The 17,489-nt window shown below is 58.8% G+C and carries 18 protein-coding genes and 1 pseudogene; 7 read left to right on the forward strand and 12 right to left on the reverse strand.

The features are described from left to right. The first annotated feature begins 78 nt into the window (after window positions 1-78). Window positions 79-792 (forward strand): amino acid ABC transporter permease, encoded by a 714-nt coding sequence (locus tag ACJ8PL_RS19920; protein ID WP_016929611.1) that lies wholly within the window; start codon window positions 79-81, stop codon window positions 790-792. A gap of 1 nt (window position 793) precedes the next feature. Then, window positions 794-1,534 (forward strand): amino acid ABC transporter permease, encoded by a 741-nt coding sequence (locus tag ACJ8PL_RS19925; protein WP_004933841.1) that lies wholly within the window; start codon window positions 794-796, stop codon window positions 1,532-1,534. On the opposite strand, the gene yieH is transcribed toward ACJ8PL_RS19925, so the two are convergent. Together yieH and ACJ8PL_RS19935 are read right to left on the reverse strand one after the other, a co-directional pair. After that, window positions 1,531-2,199, reverse strand: a complete 669-nt coding sequence (yieH, locus tag ACJ8PL_RS19930; RefSeq protein ID WP_442531339.1) for a 6-phosphogluconate phosphatase — start codon at window positions 2,197-2,199, stop codon at window positions 1,531-1,533. The genes ACJ8PL_RS19925 and yieH overlap by 4 nt on opposite strands. A gap of 46 nt (window positions 2,200-2,245) precedes the next feature. Continuing rightward, window positions 2,246-2,650, reverse strand: coding sequence for an NUDIX hydrolase (locus ACJ8PL_RS19935; RefSeq protein ID WP_079450354.1), 405 nt, complete (start codon window positions 2,648-2,650; stop codon window positions 2,246-2,248). A gap of 231 nt (window positions 2,651-2,881) precedes the next feature. Here ACJ8PL_RS19935 and ACJ8PL_RS19940 point away from each other — a divergent pair, with 231 nt between their 5' ends. Then, window positions 2,882-4,219, forward strand: a complete 1,338-nt coding sequence (locus ACJ8PL_RS19940) for an NCS2 family permease (RefSeq protein ID WP_028128066.1) — start codon at window positions 2,882-2,884, stop codon at window positions 4,217-4,219. Window positions 4,220-4,254: 35 nt separating this feature from the next. Here the strand turns inward: ACJ8PL_RS19940 and ACJ8PL_RS19945 are convergent, their stop codons facing one another. The 4 genes and pseudogenes from ACJ8PL_RS19945 to ACJ8PL_RS19960 form a co-directional block, all read right to left on the reverse strand. Further along, a complete protein-coding gene (locus ACJ8PL_RS19945; protein WP_117287577.1) occupies window positions 4,255-5,307 on the reverse strand; it encodes a hypothetical protein in 1,053 nt (350 codons plus the stop codon). Between the two features lie 76 nt (window positions 5,308-5,383). Continuing rightward, window positions 5,384-5,950, reverse strand: coding sequence for an NADPH-dependent FMN reductase (locus ACJ8PL_RS19950; protein ID WP_004933859.1), 567 nt, complete (start codon window positions 5,948-5,950; stop codon window positions 5,384-5,386). A gap of 161 nt (window positions 5,951-6,111) precedes the next feature. Further along, entirely contained in the window at window positions 6,112-6,837 is a 726-nt protein-coding gene (locus ACJ8PL_RS19955; protein WP_033639103.1) for a 4'-phosphopantetheinyl transferase family protein, read from the reverse strand. A 275-nt stretch (window positions 6,838-7,112) separates the two neighbouring features. Beyond that, window positions 7,113-7,214, reverse strand: a pseudogene (locus tag ACJ8PL_RS19960). A 193-nt stretch (window positions 7,215-7,407) separates the two neighbouring features. Between ACJ8PL_RS19960 and ACJ8PL_RS19965 the strand changes: the two are divergent. Beyond that, window positions 7,408-8,301 (forward strand): hypothetical protein, encoded by an 894-nt coding sequence (locus tag ACJ8PL_RS19965; RefSeq protein WP_079452264.1) that lies wholly within the window; start codon window positions 7,408-7,410, stop codon window positions 8,299-8,301. Window positions 8,302-8,357: 56 nt separating this feature from the next. Continuing rightward, window positions 8,358-9,479 (forward strand): threonine/serine transporter, encoded by a 1,122-nt coding sequence (locus ACJ8PL_RS19970; protein WP_442531340.1) that lies wholly within the window; start codon window positions 8,358-8,360, stop codon window positions 9,477-9,479. Window positions 9,480-9,489: 10 nt separating this feature from the next. On the opposite strand, the gene ACJ8PL_RS19975 is transcribed toward ACJ8PL_RS19970, so the two are convergent. The 6 genes from ACJ8PL_RS19975 to rpmH form a co-directional block, all read right to left on the reverse strand. After that, window positions 9,490-10,290 (reverse strand): MBL fold metallo-hydrolase, encoded by an 801-nt coding sequence (locus ACJ8PL_RS19975; protein WP_016929603.1) that lies wholly within the window; start codon window positions 10,288-10,290, stop codon window positions 9,490-9,492. 147 nt (window positions 10,291-10,437) lie between these two features. Then, on the reverse strand, window positions 10,438-11,802 hold the full coding sequence (gene mnmE, locus ACJ8PL_RS19980) for a tRNA uridine-5-carboxymethylaminomethyl(34) synthesis GTPase MnmE (protein ID WP_016929602.1): 1,365 nt from the start codon (window positions 11,800-11,802) through the stop codon (window positions 10,438-10,440). 96 nt (window positions 11,803-11,898) lie between these two features. Continuing rightward, entirely contained in the window at window positions 11,899-13,536 is a 1,638-nt protein-coding gene (gene yidC, locus ACJ8PL_RS19985; protein WP_016929601.1) for a membrane protein insertase YidC, read from the reverse strand. Window positions 13,537-13,538: 2 nt separating this feature from the next. After that, the gene (gene yidD, locus ACJ8PL_RS19990; protein WP_004933881.1) at window positions 13,539-13,796 is read right to left on the reverse strand and encodes a membrane protein insertion efficiency factor YidD; all 258 of its coding nucleotides are present in this window, start codon (window positions 13,794-13,796) and stop codon (window positions 13,539-13,541) included. Then, entirely contained in the window at window positions 13,760-14,119 is a 360-nt protein-coding gene (rnpA, locus tag ACJ8PL_RS19995; protein ID WP_004933883.1) for a ribonuclease P protein component, read from the reverse strand. The genes yidD and rnpA overlap by 37 nt, the downstream gene beginning before the upstream one ends. A gap of 17 nt (window positions 14,120-14,136) precedes the next feature. Then, the gene (gene rpmH, locus ACJ8PL_RS20000) at window positions 14,137-14,277 is read right to left on the reverse strand and encodes a 50S ribosomal protein L34 (protein WP_000831330.1); all 141 of its coding nucleotides are present in this window, start codon (window positions 14,275-14,277) and stop codon (window positions 14,137-14,139) included. 682 nt (window positions 14,278-14,959) lie between these two features. Here rpmH and dnaA point away from each other — a divergent pair. Beyond that, window positions 14,960-16,354, forward strand: coding sequence for a chromosomal replication initiator protein DnaA (gene dnaA / locus ACJ8PL_RS20005; protein ID WP_004933889.1), 1,395 nt, complete (start codon window positions 14,960-14,962; stop codon window positions 16,352-16,354). A gap of 4 nt (window positions 16,355-16,358) precedes the next feature. After that, window positions 16,359-17,459: a DNA polymerase III subunit beta gene (gene dnaN / locus ACJ8PL_RS20010; protein WP_004933892.1), complete on the forward strand. Its 1,101-nt coding sequence runs from the start codon at window positions 16,359-16,361 to the stop codon at window positions 17,457-17,459. Window positions 17,460-17,489 lie beyond the last annotated feature (30 nt).

Below are 17,489 nucleotides of genomic sequence, written 5' to 3' on the forward strand. Positions count from 1 at the left end.
AACCGCTCGCGGTGAGATCGGTACGGAGGGGCGCAGCTTGCTGCGCCCCTGATGCATTCTGCAAGACAAGGATTGAACATGAACCTGGACTGGCTGCTGGCGCCGCAATACCTGAACTGGCTGTGGCACGGCTTTCTGCTGACGCTGTGGCTTTCCGCCTGCGCGGGCCTGGCGGCCACGCTGTTGGGCTTCGTGCTGGCGGCGATGCGCGACAGCAGCCTGCGGCCGTTGCGTTGGCTGGCGATGGGGTACAGCTCGTTGTTTCGCAATACGCCGCTGCTGGTGCAGCTGTTCTTCTGGTACTTCGCCGCCGGGCAAATCCTGCCGTCCGCCGCCATGCAGTGGCTGAACAGCGCACATCAGGTCGGCCCGCTTGAGTGGCCGTCGTTCGAGTTTCTCGCCGGTTTCTTCGGCCTGACGCTGTACTCCACCGCCTTTATCGCCGAAGAGATCCGCTCCGGCATTCGCGGCGTCGCCGGCGGGCAGAAATATGCCGCTCAGGCGCTGGGGCTGACCGGCTGGCAGGCGATGCGCTACGTGGTGCTGCCGCAGGCGCTGAAAATCGCGCTGCCGCCGCTGCTGGGGCAATACATGAACGTGATCAAGAACTCGTCGCTGACCATGGCGATCGGCGTTGCCGAACTCTCTTACGCCTCGCGTCAGGTCGAAACCGAAACCCTGCGCACCTTCCAGGCGTTCGGCGTGGCGACGGTACTGTATATCGCCATCATCGCGCTGCTGGAAGGTTGGGGCATGTGGCGACAACAGCGTAAACCGCTGGGAGGACATTGAGATGGATTTCAGCGTGATTCACGACAACCTGGGTTACCTGCTGTGGGGCACCTGGCCGGATGGGCCGCTGGGCGGCGCGGCGCTGACGTTGGCGATCAGCCTGATGGCCGGGGTCGCCTCGGCGGTGCTCGGCACCTTACTCGGCGTGGCGCTGGCAATGTCGCGCGGCGTCGCCGCCGGGCTGCTGGCGGCGGTGTTGGGCTTTTTCCGCGCCATTCCGGTCATCATGCTGATCTTCTGGACCTATTTCCTGCTGCCGATGGTGTTTGGCGTCGAGATCCCGGAAATTACCACCGTGGTGTGTGCGCTGGCGCTGATCGCCTCGGCCTATCTGGCTCATGCGGTGAAGGCCGGCATCGCCGCGATCGGTCCCGGCCAGTGGCAGGCCGGGCTTTCTCTGGGGCTGACGCGCTGGCAGACGCTGCGCATGATCGTGCTGCCGCAGGCGCTGCGCATGATGGTGCCGTCGTTCATCAACCAGTGGATTTCTCTGATCAAAGACACCTCGTTGGCTTATATCGTCGGCGTTGGCGAATTGACCTTCCTGGCGACCCAGGTTAACAACCGCAGCATGGTCTATCCGATGGAAGTGTTCCTGTTTGTGGCGCTGGTCTATTTCGTATTCTGCCTGGCGCTCGATCTGCTGGCCAACGCGGTCAACCGCCGCTTCGGCGCGCAAACCCGCGCGCTGAAGCGGTCCTGGCGCTGGTGGCGCAACAAGCCGCCGTTGCCGGCCAGTTAATCGGCCGTCAGCCGCCAGCCGCGTTCGCGCCACAGCGCGGGCAATTGAGCCAGGTCGTCAAACGTGGTCACCAGCGGGTGATCGATCGGCGGATTATGCGGATCGGCGCAGAAGTAAAAGACCGGAATGCCGGCATTGATGCCGGCCTGCGCGCCGGCGGGCGAATCGTCCACCAGGATGCAGCGCGTCACCGGCACCCGCATCTGTTCGGCGGCGTGAAACACGATCGCCGGATCCGGCTTCCAGCGCTGAATGTCATAGCCGCTGAACAACCGGTCATCAAAATAAGGCAGCATGCCGGTCAGGCCGAGCGAGTGCTGCATCTTGCTGACCGGCCCGTTGGAGACGGTGCAGACAGGCACCGTCACCTGCGCCAGCAGCTCGCGGGCGCCGGCAATCTGTTGCAGCTCGCTGTCGAACAGCCGCGCCACTTCCTGCCGATACAGCGGCACCAGCGTCTCTTTTTCCAGGTCAGTGCCCTGCTCGGCATTGACCCGATCGATAATCTCGTACAGCTTCACCCCTTTGTATTTCTTGAATACCTCTTCCAGCGACAGATGAATGCCGTAGTGGGCGAACATATGGACATAGGCTTTGCTGCACAGCACTTCGCTGTCCACCAGCGTGCCGTCGCAGTCGAACAAAATGCAGTCAATCTGATTCATGCGGGACAGGTTCCTTCGGGTTAACGCCGCTGAGGCGACTCAGCGATCACTTGATCAGGTTACGCGCCTTGAGATCGTGCAAAATCAGCGCGGCGACGTGTGAGCACTGCGGCAGATCGCGGCTGTCGCACCACTTCAGCTCGGCGATTTCGGCGGCGGGCTGCAACTGCCCGGTAAAGTCGGCCTGGTAGCAGCGAATGCGCACCTGGGTACCGTCCTGCTTGCCGTCCGCCGGGCCGGTGAACTCGCCGTAAAACGCGATGGATTGCGACAGCAGCGCAACGGTCAGCTCTTCGTCGATTTCGCGGCACAGCGCCTGTTCGTCGGTTTCGTCCGCTTCGCGCTTTCCGCCCGGCATATAAAACAGCGTCTTGTTGTGCGAGCGCACCAGCGCCACTTTGTCATCTTTCAGCGCGATCAACGCCAGCTTATCGATAAAGGTCGAAGACATGCGGATTCCTGTTTTAACGGATAGGGATAGAGGGGCGATAGGCTATTTTATCGGCCGTGCCGGCAAACGGCAACGCAGCGGGCGGCAAGGGGGATGAATGCCTGTAAATACAAGCCGTTGACGCGTTTAGCCGTAAAGACGGCGAAAAAAACCTGTGACCGGCGTCAAAAGCCCCACTTTTTGTTATAGGATAGCCGGCGACTGTCCATTCCCATTTTCGGAATTCTGATAATGACCAAACCAGTATCTGGCCTTGACGCTGAGCAAGGCTTGCTTGGGCGCGTGTTTAAACTCAAGCAACATGGCACGACGGCGCGTACGGAAACGATTGCCGGTATCACCACCTTCCTCACCATGGTGTATATCGTGTTCGTTAACCCGCAAATTTTGGGCGCAGCGGGCATGGATACCCAGGCAGTATTTGTCACCACCTGTTTGATCGCCGCCTTCGGCAGCATCTTTATGGGCCTGCTGGCAAACCTGCCGGTGGCGCTGGCGCCGGCGATGGGCCTGAACGCCTTCTTCGCCTTCGTGGTGGTCGGGGCGATGGGCATTTCCTGGCAGGTGGGCATGGGCGCCATCTTCTGGGGCGCGGTCGGCCTGCTGTTGCTGACCATTTTCCGCATCCGTTACTGGATGATCGCCAACATTCCGGTCAGCCTGCGCGTCGGCATCACCAGCGGCATCGGGCTGTTCATCGGCATGATGGGGCTGAAAAACGCCGGCATCGTGGTGGCCAACCCGGACACGCTGGTGACCATCGGCAGCCTGACCTCGCACAACGTGCTGCTGGGGGCGCTCGGCTTCTTCATCATCGCCGTGCTCTCTTCGCGCAACTTCCACGCGGCGGTGCTGGTGTCGATCGTGGTCACCACCCTGATCGGCTGGATGCTGGGCGACGTGAAATACGGCGGCCTGTTCTCCCTGCCGCCGAGCATCACCTCGGTGGTGGGCCAGGTCGACGTGGCCGGCGCGCTGAACATCGGGCTGGCCGGGGTCATCTTCTCGTTTATGCTGGTGAACCTGTTCGACTCTTCCGGCACCCTGATCGGCGTCACCGATAAAGCCGGCCTGACCGACAGCCAGGGCAAGTTCCCGCGCATGAAGCAGGCGTTGTACGTTGACAGCATCAGCTCAGTGGCCGGTTCGCTGGCGGGGACCTCTTCCGTGACCGCTTACATCGAAAGCTCGTCCGGCGTCGCCGTCGGCGGCCGCACCGGTCTGACGGCGGTGGTCACCGGCCTGCTGTTCCTGCTGGTGATCTTCCTGTCGCCGTTGGCGGGCATGGTGCCGGCTTATGCCGCCGCCGGCGCGCTGATCTATGTCGGCGTGCTGATGACCTCCAGCCTGGCGCGGGTGAAGTGGGACGATCTGACCGAAGCGGTACCGGCGTTTGTCACCGCGGTGATGATGCCGTTCAGTTTCTCGATCACCGAAGGCATCGCGCTCGGCTTTATCTCCTACTGCGTGATGAAGCTCGGCACCGGCCGCTGGCGTGAAATCAGCCCGTGCGTGGTGGTCGTGGCGCTGCTGTTCGTGCTGAAGATCGTCTTCGTCGACGGCCATTGACAGCCAAAGGGCCGACGCCCGTCGGCCCTGAAACCCTAGACGCCCGGCGTCGCATCCGGCGCCTGATCCAACACCCACTGCAACGGCCGCCTGAAGCGCGCCTGCCAACTGCCGGCGGCATCCTCTCCCTGGGCGAAGTGCAGCGTTTGCACCTGATTATCCTCCCCGAACAGATTGGCGAAGTGCAATGCCAGCGCCTGTTCGCTGAAATTCTGCCGATCGTAATACGCCATCACGATTTTCTTTTGCGCCGCCAGCGACTGCTGGGCCGGCTTGATCTCGCCGTTGGGGGCGATCAAGAGCGCGCCGGCATAAAACTGCGGGTACTTGGCGATCAGGTTGGCGGCGTGCAACGCGCCCTGGCCGCGGGCGCTGAGGTAAATCCGCCGGGGATCCAGCTTTAGCTGCGGAGCCAGCTGTTGCAGCGTACGCTGAATGGCGGTTTGGGTGCTCTCGTCGCTGTAATTCGACCAGCGGAAGCTGTTTTCCGACAGCATCTGCGTGCCGTTGAGCTCGATGTAGGCCACGCCCATTTCGCCGAACAGCAGCCGCTCCTCGGGGCTGATGGCGGCGGCTTTGCCGTAGGTATGCAGGAAGATCACCGTTGGCCACCCTTCGGGTGGCGTTTCGCCGTCCGGTATCGCGTAGCTGGCCTTGCCTTCATAGCGGCGAGCGTGCTGCAGATAGCGCGCTTTGGTGGCGGCCAGGATAGATTGGTAGGTGGCGGAGTGCTGGATGCTGTTGAAGGCGTCGTCCTCCAGCAGGTTGTAGTAGTACCACAGGCCGCGGTCGGCGCTCAGCTGCAGGTAGCGCTCCGCCAGCTCGGTTTGCCCTTTCTCCGCCGACGACACCGCCAGCTGGTAGGGCGCCCAGACATTGCGGCCGTCTTCGCGCATCAGCGTCAGGTACAGCGACATGGCGCCCAGTTTTTTATCTTCCTGGTTTTGCGCGGATCGCGACAGCTGGGCGTTGAGCGCGCTGTGCGCAGGCAGCTCCAGCGGTTCTTCACCGGCGGGATAACGTATGTCTGCGGCGAAAGCGGGACTGGTGATGGAAACGAAAAATAACGCTAAAATGAAAAAATACATGATGCTATGGCTTTAATTTCAATAAATTGACGGACGTCATGTCCTGTTGCGGCGCCCCGCGGGCGCCGCGAGACCTTCACTCCACGCGGCGAATAAAATCGCTGAACGCGGACAGCTGGCCGGTCAGGAAATCCAGCGTTCCCTGATCGCTCAGTTCACCGGCCTGTTCATCGACCTTGCTTTGGATCACGCCGCCCATAAACTCAGGCTTGTTCATTACCATCGCATCGAGGAACACCAGGATCTGACGCAGATGGTATTGGCAGCGCGCGCCGCCGATCGGCCCCATTGAGCTGGTTTGAATGGCCACCGGCTTGCCGGCCAGCGGCTGATTCGGTACGCGAGACAGCCAATCGATGGCGTTTTTCAACCCGCCGGGCACGGAATAGTTGTATTCGGGGGTGACGATGATCACGCCGTCGGCCTGGCGGATCTGCTCTGCTATCGCTTCGACTGCGGCAGGAAAGCCTTCACCCTGTTGCATGTCGGCGTCGTACAGCGGGATATCGCGGATGGAGGGCAGCGCTTCAATGGTGACGCCCTGCGGAGCCAGGCCAGGCAGGGCGCGGGCCACCATGGCGTTGTAGGAGCCTTTGCGCAGGCTGCCGAGTAGAGTGACGATTTTTAAGGCTTGGTCTGACATGGTGATTCTCCCTTTCGAATGAGCAGATTCAGCGTACAACATGGGCGAATAGTAGGCTAAAGCGCGGGTCGAGAATAGGCGATTGCTCAACATTTAGCTGTCTTTACAATTTAATCCAGTAACTCGTGCGGTAAAGACCGCGTTATCCGCTTTGCGCCGCGTCAACCTGGCGTCTTCAGGCCTGTCAGTTTAACGAAGCGTGAGGATGCCGCCGGGCTGCGCGGCGAGATTTCCCCGTCTTTGTGCAGGCCGCCGCGCTCTTCGTAGCGCCAGCACAGCAGGCGATCCAGCTCGGGGCTGCCGGCGCAGGCCCAGCTCAGATATTCGTCGGCGTCGCTCATCACCTGAACGTCCGGCGTGGCGCTGGAGCGCAGGTGACCGGAGAAGGGATGCAGACGTAGCGTGGATTGGCCGCTGTTGCCGAGGCCGGAAATTTTCAGCACGCTTTGCCGAATGCTCCACAGCTGAGTCTCCGCCTCCAGCCGATCGTCCTGCGCGCCGATCCAGGCACTTTCCGCCGGCGTCTGATGCGCGTTCTGCAGCGCGCTTTGCCGGCTGCCGCGCGCCCGCATCACTTCGATATCCAGTCCGACTTTGCCCTCGTCGCTAAGCAGCACGCCCACGGTGTTGCTGGCGTAGGCGAGGCTAAAATCGGGCAACTGATGATCGGCGAAGCAGGGGCGGCCGGTCGGCGTGGTGGCGATGGGGGGCAGCGTCGGCAGGCCGTACAGGTAGAACATCATTTCGGCGAGCAGAATGCGCCCTTGCAGGTAACGCGTGCGGCGCTTAACGGAAAAGGTGCGGGTGGCGGCTATCACTTCGTCGGAGAGTCTCTGGGTATCCAGGACAGCGGAGGCCGGGGTCCATCGGGCAAAATGACACGCCATTGTTCACTCCATGACAGAGGGTCGCTAAGAACGCAGGGGTGTTAGATTAAGACTAAGTTGAGGATTTATCATCAAAAAACACTATGCGGATTATCCGATTTGTTGGCTTTTGCGCTGTGCAGGAGGGCATGGGGGCATGCAAGGCGAAGGTTATTCAGACCTCAAATCGCGTTGCGTAACGGGGTCGTGCATAAAATTAATCAGTTCCGAAGCCAGCCGCTTTCGAATCGACGGCGTCCAATGAACCCATAAAATATCGCCTGATAAGAAAAAGTTGGCGGAGAGAGCAGGATTCGAACCTACGACACGATGACTCGTGTGGATTTAAGAAACGGTTAGTTTCTTAAATCTGGCTTAAACCACTCGCCCACCTCTCCGCGTTCGTTTGTTGGAAACATAAAACCACATAATTAAAATGGTTAAAATAACCTGAACTTGAAAATGTGAGCAAACCCACAAAAACCCTATTTATTGTGTGTGTTTATTAATTATCAGAGTCAGGTCACTAAATTTACATTAGCTATTGTTATAAAAAGTTGGCGTCATTGGCTACGAATAGGGAAGAAGGGTATGCCAGATCTCGAATTAATGCCGCTGCAAAGCGCCGATTTTTATAAGACAGCTGAACGTGTTGTTTTTAAAGAATATAAATGTAACTGCAAAAAAGGTTGGAAGGGTGAAGATCGCTTTATCGTCTACAAAGCCGATCAGAATAGGATCGCTGAGGTTATCAACAATGAGGTTTCAAATAACAACGTTGAAGACCTCATCGCGCTGGCATCGTCTTTTTTGACGGATAAGGTGGTGATTTCCGGCGGGCATACCGTGGTTAATTTGGACGATCGTTTTTCTGTCAGCAGTGAAGTGGAAAAGTCTGCGCGCTTCTGCATTGACTACATTGCCGAATCCATCAGACGGCTCAGTGTTCAGCCTGACTTCTTGATGGAAATAAATGATTTCTATATGGAAAAAAGCGATGGCAGCGAGATAGACGGCGCTAACGAATTCAGGAAGATGGCGACATCGCCGTACATTATTCCGGAAAAAATAAACGACTACATTCTGGCGTCGAATCAACGTCATGGCATTGATATCAATACATTTTATGTCAGTGAAAAAAACATGGCGGATCGCTTTAAACGCCACATTAAAAACCGTATGGATAAAGAGGCGTATTTTCAGCGCCAAGACGGAAATGTGAAGATGACGGTGGGTGAACACACGTTCGATATCATCAAGGAAAATAAACCGACCTGCGCGGCGGGAAATGCTGCGACGTTCAGGGCTATTCGGTATCGCATTTCCCCCAATAAAATCTTTGATAATTACACGTCGCATATTGGCGTTTTTCCGCTGTGTTCACGCGTCAACGTGCTTAACGGCTATCGTGCGGCCGCGACTTTTTACGATAACTTCGCTTTGCCTTCTTTACTGGTCTTCTTCGGCAAATCCTGTTTCGAATGACATTTTTGTGCCAGCTGGCTATGCGTCACGCATAGCCATGATGGTCGAGCATCATCATGAAAATCTCACACCTGTATTGGCCTGTCACTTTCTTCTCCACGGCATTTGGCGCCGGGATTTTCTTTTTGCCACAGGCGGTGGGGCCGGGCGTGCTGGGGATGAAAGTGTTCATGCTGTTTATCGTTATCGCCATGTCGGTATCGATGATGGCGCACTATCTTTTTTTCAAATTCATCATTTCGCACCCGGAGAAAGATTTCCTGGCGGCATCATCGACATTTATCGGCGAGCGGGCAGCGGCAATCGTCTGTGTGCTGTTTATTTTGTCGATGATTATTATCGTGCTGATAAATTTCATCACCTTGGTCAACGTCGTCGCGTCTTTTTTCCACAACGGATTCTGGGTCAGGGGCGGCATTTCGCTGTTGCTGAGTGCCGCGCTGTCGGCGGCATGGTTGGCGTTTAGTCAGCGAATCGAGCACCTGATTTCCAGAATGGCACTGGTTTCTATCGTACTGGTGGCGATCCTGGCGGTGTTTTTCCTGTTACAACCTGCGGGGGGGCCGCAGGCGGTGCAGGCGCCGCCTGGCATTTCATTGCAGACGTGGCTGCTGCTGCCGATTTTTCTTTTTACATTTAACTTTACCCCGTGCATCCAACGCTTTGCGAAAAGCGCCTTACGACCGCAGGCGCGCAGTATTCTGTTTGGCAAGGTACTGATCATGGCGTTTATCGTCATGATCGTTATCGCCATCAGCCGCTTGCTGACGCTGGATGACATCTCAATCATTAACAGCCGCAATGTGGATGCGCTGTTTTATACCGCCGGTTTGACCGGCAACGCCACGGCGTGGTTAGGCGCTGCCCTGTTGCTGTGTTTACTGACCGGCGGCGCCTATATCGGCACGTTGACCGGCGTGATCGATGGCATTACGTCCTTCGGCGTGGCGGGCAAAAAGAGAATCATCGCAGGGAATATCGTTGTCTGTACGTTTATTGGCGCGATCAACCCGAGCATTATCAAGATCATCTCGGGCTGGTCGATACCCGTTATCGTGATGACCGTCTTTTTCATCCCATCACTGTATTTTTTGCTACGGGGCGGCGGCAGGCAAAAGGGGATCGGCGTCGTCGTGCTGGGCTGCGGGATCGCGGTAATCGCAACGTTGTTGGTGTAAAGCGGCACGCTTAATCCAGAACCAGCCTATCGCCGGTGGCCGGCGCGATCCCTTCCGGCAGCCATAGCCGGCCCCAGGCGCCGGTACAGTGGCAGCCCATAATCTTTTCCGGCTGATGCTGGCGCAAAAAACGGCGGACGCGCCAGAGCGTGCGCGGGGAAGCGCAGCGTAGATGAAAACCGCCGATCAAGGCGTGGATCCGATCGATCCCGGTGATTTGCTGGCAATGGCGCACGATATTCACGATCCCGCGGTGCCCACAGCCGGTCACGATCACCAGACCGCGATCCGATTTGTAAATCAGCACCCCTTCGTCAATAACGTAATCTACCGCTGCGTTCTCCCCGGCGATCACCCCGTAGGCGCGGGGTGCGGGCACCGCGATTTCGCCTGACCACATAAAGCGATCGCCGATCGCCAGCGGTTCGCGGCTGTATTGCATGCGGTGGCGCGAGTAGTCGATATCCAAAGAGAGCTTTTTGATTTTCCGAGTGTGGCCCAGCACCTTCAGCGCCGCATAGCGCTCATCGCCGACCTGCGGGTGGCAGATGATACGGCTGTTGTCTGGCAGCCAGGCGACGCCGCCGCAGTGGTCATAGTGGCCGTGGGAGAGCACCGTCGCGGTGATACGGGAGAGATCGACACCCATCAGCGCCGCATTGCGCAGAAAGCTGTCGTCGGGGCCGGTATCGAACAGTATGGACGTCGTATCATCCTCAATCAGCAGGCTTAACCCGGCCTTGGCCTGCAATAGCGGGTTGGCGCCGGCGGCGCGGCGGTTTTCCAGCAGTACCCTGAGGGTCAATGCCATGTTGACTCGTTCCTGAGAGAGATTCCTGACTGGCCAGTATAGCGCGGGACGCTGCGGCGGCTCTGTGAGCCGGCGCGCAGAGCGAGAGCGGAAAAGAAAAACGGCCGGAACAAGGGCTTGTCCCGGCCGTGAAGGTGTCTGGCGGTGTTACTTGCCGATACAGAAGCTGGAGAAAATGCGGCCCAGCAGGTCGTCGGAGGTGAATTCACCGGTGATTTCACTCAAGGCCAGCTGCGCCTGGCGCAGTTCTTCGGCCAACAGCTCCCCCGCGTAAGCGCTCACTAACTGTTCTTTGCCCTGCACCAGGTGCTGCGCCGCCAGTTCCAGCGCCTGCAGGTGGCGGCGGCGCGCCAGGAAGCCGCCTTCCATGTTGCTGGTGAAGCCCATGCTCTGTTTAAGATGATCGCGCAGCACATCGACGCCTTCGCCGGTGCGGGCCGACAGGCGAATAAGTGAGTGGTTATTCACTTCCGTCAGACCCAGCGTTTCACCGGTGATGTCGGCCTTATTGCGCACCACGGTGATCGGCAACGTGCCTGGCAGACGCGCCATAAACTCCGGCCAGATCTCCGCCGGCTCGGTGGCGGCGGTGGTGGTGCCGTCAACCATAAACAGCACCCTGTCGGCCTGTTCGATTTCGTTCCATGCACGTTCGATGCCGATGCGCTCCACTTCGTCGCTGGCGTCGCGCAGGCCGGCGGTGTCGATGATGTGCAGCGGCATGCCGTCGATATGGATATGTTCGCGCAAGACGTCGCGGGTGGTGCCGGCGATATCGGTGACGATCGCCGCCTCGCGCCCGGCCAACGCATTGAGCAGGCTCGATTTGCCGGCGTTGGGGCGCCCGGCGATCACCACCTTCATCCCTTCACGCAGCAGGCTGCCCTGGCGCGCTTCGCCTCGCACGCTGTCCAGATCCGCCATGACGTCGTTGAGCTGCGCCTCGATTTTACCGTCGGACAGGAAGTCAATTTCCTCGTCCGGGAAGTCGATCGCCGCTTCCACGTAGATTCGCAGGTGAGTGAGCGCTTCCACGAGCTGGTGGATGCGGGTGGAGAACGCGCCTTGCAGCGAGTTCATCGCCGAACGCGCCGCCTGCTCGGAGCTGGCGTCGATCAGATCGGCAATCGCTTCGGCCTGCGCCAGATCGAGTTTGTCGTTGAGAAACGCGCGCTCGGAGAACTCGCCCGGCCGCGCGATGCGCACGTCGGGCAGCGCCAGCACGCGCTTGAGCAGCAGATCGAGGATCACCGGCCCGCCGTGGCCCTGCAGCTCCAGCACGTCTTCGCCGGTAAAGGAGTTCGGCCCCGGGAACCACAGCGCGATGCCCTGATCGAGGGTGGCGCCCGTGGCGTCGCGGAACGGCAGATAGTCAGCGTAGCGCGGCTTCGGCAGCTTGCCGAGCAACGCCTGGGCGACGTCTTTGGCCTTGCTTCCTGAAATGCGCAGAATGCCGACGCCGCCGCGTCCCGGCGGGGTGGCTTGGGCTACGATGGTATCGGTGGTGCTCATAACGGTTCTCTCTGACGATTAAGATGCAAAAAGGCGGTCTAATGACCGCCTTTGGTGTTACTGCAAGGGTCGGCGCGCCGAACCCCTACACTACGCTTAGCTTTTTTTCTTGTCGCGGCTGTGCAGACCGCGTTTTTCCAGACCACGGTAAATCAGCTGCTGCTGCAGGATGGTCACCAGGTTGCTGACGATGTAGTACAGCACCAGACCGGACGGGAACCACAGGAAGAACACTGTGAAGATCACCGGCATGAAGGTCATGATTTTCTGCTGCATCGGATCAGTCACGGTGGTCGGCGACATCTTCTGAATGAAGAACATCGTCACACCCATCAGGATTGGCAGGATGTAGTACGGGTCTTGCGCCGACAGGTCATGGATCCACAGGGCGAACGGCGCGTGGCGCAGCTCGACCGAACCCATCAGCATGTAGTACAGCGCCAGGAAGATCGGCATCTGAATGATCAGCGGCAGGCAGCCGCCGAGCGGGTTCACTTTCTCCGCCTTGTACAGCGCCATCATCTCTTGGCTCATGCGCTGTTTGTCATCACCGATGCGCTCGCGCATCGCCTGCAGCTTCGGCTGCAGCATGCGCATTTTCGCCATCGAGGTGTACTGCGCCTTGGTCAGCGGGTACATGATGCCGCGCACGATGAAGGTGATGATGATGATGGAGAAGCCCCAGTTGCCGATAAAGCCGTGGATGAACTTCAGCAGTTTGAACAGCGGCTGGGAGATGAACCACAGCCAACCGTAATCCACGGTCAGATCCAGGTGCGGCGCCAACTGGGCCATCTGGTCCTGCAGCTCCGGGCCGACCCACAGGGTCGCGTTCAGCTGCTGCTGAGCGCCCGGCTGCACCACGACCGGCGTAGATTTGAAGCCGATGGTGGACAGGTTGTCGCCCGGTTTGGCGGTGTAGAAGGTGTTGTCACCCTTGGTCGCCGGCACCCACGCGGTGGCGAAGTACTGCTGCAGCATGGCGACCCAACCGTCTTTGGTGGTGACGCTCAGGTTTTCATCTTTGTCGAACGCGTATTTCTGGTACTTGTCCTCGCTGGACGAGTACGCCGCGCCGCGGAAGGTGTGCAGCGCAAAGTTGCTGCTGCCGGTGTCACGGTGCTTAGGCAATTCGGTGGTCTGCTTCAGCTGGCCGAACAGGGTCAGCTCCAGCGGCGTCGCGCCTTTGTTGTCGATGCTGTAATCCACGCCGACCGCATAGTGGTTGCGTTTAAGCACGAAGGTCTTGGTGTAGACCGCGCCGTCTTTATCGGTGTAGGTCAGCGGGATGCGCAGCTCGTCCTGGCCTTCCGGCAGGGTGTAGCTGTCCTGCGCCGCCTGATACAGCGGGCGTTCGCCGTTGGCCGGGTTGTCCGGGCCGTTTTTACCGGTCAGGCCGCTTTGCGCCTGATAGACGAACGACGGGGTGGTTTCCAGCAGTTGGAACGGAGTCGATGAACCCAGAGTATCCGGGTAGGCCAACAGTTTAGCCTGCTCGATATCGCCACCACGGGTGTTGATGGTCAGTGACAGCACGTCGGTGTTCACGGTAATCAGCTTACCCTGACCACTGGCTGGCACGGCCTGGCTGGCGGCATCACCGGCTACTGCGTTCGAAGTCTGTTGCGTGGTCTGTGCGGCCGGCTGCGGAGCATTGTCCGTTTGCCATGCCTGCCAGATCATGAAAGACACGAACAGCAGAGCGATGAGAAGAAGATTGCGTTGCGAATCCATCGTTAGTGTTCTCTGTTATCGTCGGTTTTTGGCGGCACCGGATCATCGCCACCTGGGTTCAAAGGGTGGCATTTTAATACGCGTTTCAATGCTAACCAACTGCCTTTTATCATGCCAAACCTGCTTAATGCCTCAATTGCGTAATGAGAGCATGTCGGCTGGAAGCGACAACGAGGCCCTAGCAGCGGGCTGATGACGAGCTGATAGGCCCGCACCAGCCCGATCAGGATGCGGGAGCCTGGCGACAGTGGCGACGCCATAATTTATCCAAAGCTTCCGTCAGCGCGCGGTTATCCAAATCCGCTATCCCCTTTTTGGCCACCACGACAAAATCCATCGCCGGTAATTCGTGCTGGCGCAGGCGGAAGCTCTCGCGGGTTAGGCGTTTGATCCGATTACGCTCGTGCGCGCGTTTGACGTGTTTTTTGGCGACGGTAAGACCGATGCGGGGATGCCCCAGCTGGTTCAGGCGGCCGAGGATGGTGATTTGCGGCGTGCCAGCCCGTTGTGGCTGCTGGAAGACGAAAGTGAAATGAGTGGGAGTTAACAAACGTAACTCCCTGGGAAAAGCGAGCTTAACCACTCAGCGGGTTAGCTTTATTACTTAGAAACAGTCAGACGAGCACGGCCTTTCGCACGACGGCGGGCCAGAACTTGACGACCATTTTTGGTGGCCATACGAGCACGGAAACCGTGGCTACGGTTGCGCTTCAATACGGACGGTTGGAAAGTGCGTTTCATAGCGATTTCTACCTAAACTTAAAATAATTACTGATCAGTAAACGCGTTTGGCTACTCGGCGTGAAGATGACCGACGCCTCAATCGCAATACATAAAGAAGCGGGATTGTAATAATTGTACAGTCCTGAGTCAATTCGCATCGCGCCAGCCTACCTGGTTGTCTGCCAATAACGGAACAAAATCCGGTCTTGGCCCGTGGTCACCGCAGAATCCTGTCTGGCTAATGACGCACCATAAGGAACCAGGTATCACACGTAGGGCGAAGATTATACGGACTCGGGGTGAAATCGCAAGGATCCCCGTGAGATCCTTTGCGCGCGATCGCAGGATCCGGCGTGGATAACAGGGTATAACCGGTTGACAATGTAAAAAACGCGGCGCAGCGGCCGGGATCTGCGCGGTCATTCGGCGCTGGCGGTGAAAAGATCGCCGCCGGCCGCGGCCTGTGGATAAAATGGATCTAATCTGTGAGGAAGGGGAGGATCTCTTGCTCGGATTGCGCTATGATCCGTCATTCCGATCGCGATCCCTCATGCCGGGATCGTGAGGGACACAAACCGTGAAAGGCGGTTCGCATCCCCCACAGGCAAACAGCCGATGCCGGGTATGTGTCAAAAATCATGAGTTATAAAAAAGTTGCCCGTTTCTTTTCTTTATTGATCTTGTTCGAGTGGAGTCCGCCGTGTCACTTTCGCTTTGGCAGCAGTGTCTTGCCCGATTGCAGGATGAGTTACCTGCCACAGAATTTAGTATGTGGATTCGCCCATTGCAGGCGGAACTGAGTGACAACACCCTGGCGCTGTACGCGCCTAACCGTTTTGTGCTGGATTGGGTTCGCGATAAGTACTTAAACAACATCAATGGTCTGCTGAATGATTTCTGCGGCACGGACGCGCCTTTGCTGCGTTTTGAAGTCGGCAGCAAGCCGATCACGCAGGTGATCAGCCAGACCGTGACCGCCAGCGTCAGCAGCGCCCCTGCGGCTCCGGCGGCGCGCACGGCCGCGCCTTCGCGCCCGAGCTGGGACAACGCGGCGGCGCAACCCGAGCTCTCTTATCGCTCCAACGTCAACCCCAAACACACCTTCGACAACTTCGTCGAGGGTAAGTCCAACCAGCTGGCGCGCGCGGCGGCTCGCCAGGTGGCGGACAATCCGGGCGGCGCCTACAACCCTTTGTTCCTGTATGGCGGCACCGGCCTGGGTAAAACTCACCTGCTGCACGCGGTCGGCAACGGCATCATGGCGCGCAAGGCCAACGCCAAAGTGGTCTACATGCACTCGGAACGCTTTGTGCAGGACATGGTCAAAGCGTTGCAGAACAATGCCATCGAAGAGTTTAAGCGCTACTACCGTTCGGTCGACGCGTTGCTGATCGATGACATCCAATTCTTTGCCAACAAGGAGCGTTCGCAGGAAGAGTTCTTCCATACCTTTAACGCCCTGTTGGAAGGCAATCAGCAGATCATCCTGACTTCGGATCGCTACCCTAAAGAGATCAACGGGGTGGAAGATCGTCTGAAGTCCCGCTTCGGCTGGGGGCTGACGGTGGCGATCGAGCCGCCGGAGCTGGAAACCCGCGTGGCGATCCTGATGAAAAAGGCCGACGAAAACGACATTCGCCTGCCGGGCGAAGTGGCGTTCTTCATCGCCAAGCGCCTGCGTTCCAACGTGCGTGAGCTCGAAGGGGCGCTGAACCGCGTGATCGCCAACGCCAACTTTACCGGCCGGGCCATCACCATCGATTTCGTGCGCGAAGCGCTGCGCGATCTGCTGGCGCTGCAGGAAAAGCTGGTCACCATCGACAATATCCAAAAGACGGTGGCGGAGTATTACAAGATTAAAGTCGCGGATTTGCTGTCCAAGCGGCGTTCGCGATCCGTTGCCCGCCCGCGCCAGATGGCGATGGCGCTGGCGAAGGAACTCACCAACCACAGCCTGCCGGAAATCGGCGATGCGTTTGGTGGCCGCGACCATACCACGGTGTTGCACGCCTGCCGGAAGATCGAGCAGTTGCGTGAGGAAAGTCACGACATCAAAGAAGATTTCTCCAATTTAATCAGAACATTATCTTCATAGCGCTATGAAATTTATCGTTGAACGTGAGCATCTGCTAAAACCGCTGCAACAGGTGAGCAGCCCGCTGGGCGGCCGCCCGACCTTGCCGATCCTGGGCAACCTGCTGCTGCAGGTGACGGAAGGCTCCCTGCTGCTGACCGGCACCGATCTGGAGATGGAGATGGTGGCGCGCGTCGCCCTGTCCCAGCCGCACGAGCCGGGCGCGACCACCGTGCCCGCGCGCAAATTCTTTGATATCTGCCGTGGCCTGCCGGAAGGGGCGGAGATTGCCGTCACGCTGGAGAGCGAGCGCATGCTGGTGCGGTCCGGCCGCAGCCGCTTCTCGCTGTCCACGCTGCCCGCGGCGGACTTCCCGAACCTGGACGACTGGCAGAGCGAGGTGGAATTCACCTTGCCGCAGGCGACGCTGAAGCGCCTGATCGAAGCCACCCAGTTCTCGATGGCCCACCAGGACGTGCGTTACTACCTGAACGGCATGCTGTTTGAAACCGAAGGCGAAGAGCTGCGCACCGTCGCGACCGACGGCCACCGCCTGGCGGTGTGCTCGATGCCGATCGGCCAGCAGCTGCCGTCGCATTCGGTGATCGTGCCGCGTAAAGGGGTGATGGAGCTGGTGCGCTTGCTGGACGGCGGCGATTCGCTGCTGCAGCTGCAGATCGGCAGCAACAACATTCGCGCCCACGTCGGCGATTTCATCTTCACGTCCAAGCTGGTTGACGGCCGTTTCCCGGACTATCGCCGCGTCTTGCCGAAGAACCCGGACAAAACGCTGGAAGCCGGCTGCGATCTGCTCAAGCAGGCGTTCGCCCGCGCGGCCATTCTCTCGAACGAGAAATTCCGCGGCGTGCGGCTGTACGTCAGCCAGAACCAGCTGAAGATCACCGCCAACAACCCGGAGCAGGAAGAGGCGGAAGAGATCCTCGACGTCAGCTACGACGGCGCGGAGATGGAGATCGGCTTCAACGTCAGCTACGTGCTGGACGTGTTGAACGCGCTCAAGTGTGAAGACGTGCGCCTGCTGTTGACCGACTCGGTCTCCAGCGTGCAGATCGAAGACGGCGCCAGCCAGGCGGCGGCCTACGTTGTCATGCCAATGCGGTTGTAGTCTCGTTACCTTGAATTACAGCACCGTCAT

Source organism: Serratia sp. CY83965 (assembly GCF_052166375.1).
Classification (GTDB): domain Bacteria; phylum Pseudomonadota; class Gammaproteobacteria; order Enterobacterales; family Enterobacteriaceae; genus Serratia; species Serratia marcescens.